Annotated in this window: 1 protein-coding gene; it reads left to right on the top strand. The window is 72.2% G+C overall.

The genetic code is table 11. The features are described 5' to 3' along the window. A partial coding sequence (locus tag CXQ97_RS18445) for a pyruvate carboxylase (RefSeq protein ID WP_104182345.1) occupies positions 1-2,553 on the top strand: 2,553 nt, incomplete at both ends.

Here is a 2,553-nt window from a genome sequence, read left to right as displayed (position 1 = left end):
GGGGAGCGGGCGGGCCAGCACGTGTTCATCGAGATGAACCCGCGCATCCAGGTCGAGCACACGGTCACCGAGGAGGTCACCGATGTCGACCTCGTGCAGGCGCAGCTGCGCATCGCGGCGGGCGAGTCGCTGGCGGATCTGGGCCTGTCCCAGGACACGGTGTACGTGCGGGGTGCGGCCCTGCAGTCGCGGATCACCACGGAGGACCCGGCGAACGGGTTCCGGCCCGATGTGGGCCGGATCTCGGCGTACCGGTCCGCGGGCGGGGCGGGGGTGCGCCTGGACGGCGGGACCGTGTACGCGGGGGCGGAGATCAGCCCGCACTTCGACTCGATGCTCGTCAAGCTCACCTGCCGGGGCCGGGACTACCCGACCGCGGTGGCGCGGGCCCGGCGTGCCCTGGCCGAGTTCCGGGTCCGCGGCGTGTCGACGAACATCTCCTTCCTGCAGGCGGTCCTGGACGATCCGGACTTCATCGCCGGGAACGTCGCGACGTCGTTCATCGACGAACGCCCCGAACTGCTCACCGCCCGCGTCCCGGCCGACCGCGGCACGAAACTGCTGACCTGGCTCGCGGACGTGACCGTGAACCAGCCCCACGGGGCGCGGCCCGCGGCCCTTGACCCCCGTGAGAAACTCCCCACCCTGCCGGAGGACTCCGGCGACGAGCCGGCGCCCGCGGGCAGCCGTCAGCGGCTCCTCGAGCTCGGGCCGGAGGGTTTCGCGCGGGCGTTGCGGGAGCAGACCGCGGTCGCGGTGACGGACACCACGTTCCGCGACGCGCACCAGTCGCTGCTCGCAACCCGGGTGCGGACCCGGGACCTGGCCGCGGCGGGCGCGGCCGTGTCGGCCCTGACGCCGGGCCTGTTGTCGGTCGAGGCGTGGGGTGGGGCGACGTACGACGTCGCGCTGCGCTTCCTGGGTGAGGACCCGTGGGAGCGCCTGGACACGCTGCGCCGGGAGGTCCCGGACATGTGCCTGCAGATGCTGCTGCGCGGCCGGAACACCGTGGGCTACACCCCGTACCCGGAGGCCGTCACGACGGCGTTCGTGGCCGAGGCCGCGGCGTCGGGGATCGACATCTTCCGGATCTTCGACGCCCTGAACGACGTCTCCCAGATGGAACCGGCCATCCGGGCGGTCCGGGAGACCGGAACGGCGGTCGCGGAGGTGGCCCTGTGCTACACCGCGGACATGCTCGATCCCGCCGAGACCCTCTACACGTTGGACTACTACCTCGACCTCGCCCAGCGCATCGTCGACGCCGGGGCGCACATCCTGGCGATCAAGGACATGGCCGGCCTGCTCCGCCCGGCCGCCGCCGCGCGCCTCGTGACCGCCCTGCGGGAGCGCTTCGAACTGCCCGTGCACCTGCACACCCACGACACCGCCGGAGGCCAGCTGGCGACCCTGCTGGCCGCCGTGGACGCCGGCGTCGACGCCGTCGACGTCGCCAGCGCCGCCCTGGCCGGCACCACCAGCCAGCCCTCGGCGTCCGCCCTCGTCGCGGCCCTGGCCCACACACCCCGGGACACGGGCCTGGACCTTTCGAACGTGTGCGCCCTGGAACCGTACTGGGAGGCCGTGCGGCGCATGTACGCGCCGTTCGAATCCGGCCTGCCCGGGCCCACCGGGCGGGTCTACCGGCACGAGATCCCGGGAGGGCAGCTGTCCAACCTGCGTCAGCAGGCCATCGCCCTGGGCCTGGGCGAGAGGTTCGAGGCGATCGAGGACATGTACACGGCCGCGGACCGGATCCTCGGCCGGCTCGTGAAGGTCACCCCGTCCTCGAAGGTCGTCGGCGACCTCGCCCTGGCCCTGGTCGGCGCGAACGCCGATCCGGCCGCGTTCCAGGAGAACCCGCAGGACTTCGACGTCCCCGACTCCGTCATCGGGTTCCTCAACGGGGACCTCGGCAACCCGCCCGGCGGCTGGCCCGAACCGTTCCGCACCAAGGCCCTCAAGGGCCGCGAGCTCAAACCCCGCGACGCCGAGCTCACCGTCGACGACGAGGCGAAACTCGCCGGCTCCTCCGTGGAGCGCCGCACCGCGCTGAACACCCTGCTGTTCGCCGGACCCACCCGGGACTTCCAGGCCACCCGCGACACCTACGGCGACGTGTCCCTCCTGGGCACCGCGGACTACCTCTACGGACTGCAGCCCGGCACCGAGCACGTCATCGAACTCGAAAAGGGCGTCCGGCTCATCGCGACCCTCGAAGCCGTGTCCGACCCCGACGAGAAGGGCATGCGCACCGTCATGTGCACCCTCAACGGACAGATGCGGCCCGTGACCGTCCGCGACAGGGCGGTCACCAGTGACGTGAAGGCCGCCGAGAAAGCCGACCCCGCAACCCCCGGCCACATCGCGGCCCCCTTCGCCGGCTCCGTGACCATCACCCGCGCCGCGGGCGACACCGTCTCCGCCGGCGACACCGTCGCCACGATCGAGGCCATGAAGATGGAAGCCAACATCACCACCCCCATCAACGGCACCATCGACCGCATCGCCTTCACCAACGCCATACCCGCCCAGGGCGGAGACCTCCTCCTC

Source organism: Arthrobacter sp. B0490 (assembly GCF_002929355.1).
GTDB lineage: Bacteria > Actinomycetota > Actinomycetes > Actinomycetales > Micrococcaceae > Arthrobacter_D.
This window is presented reverse-complemented; position numbering and strand designations above follow the sequence as displayed.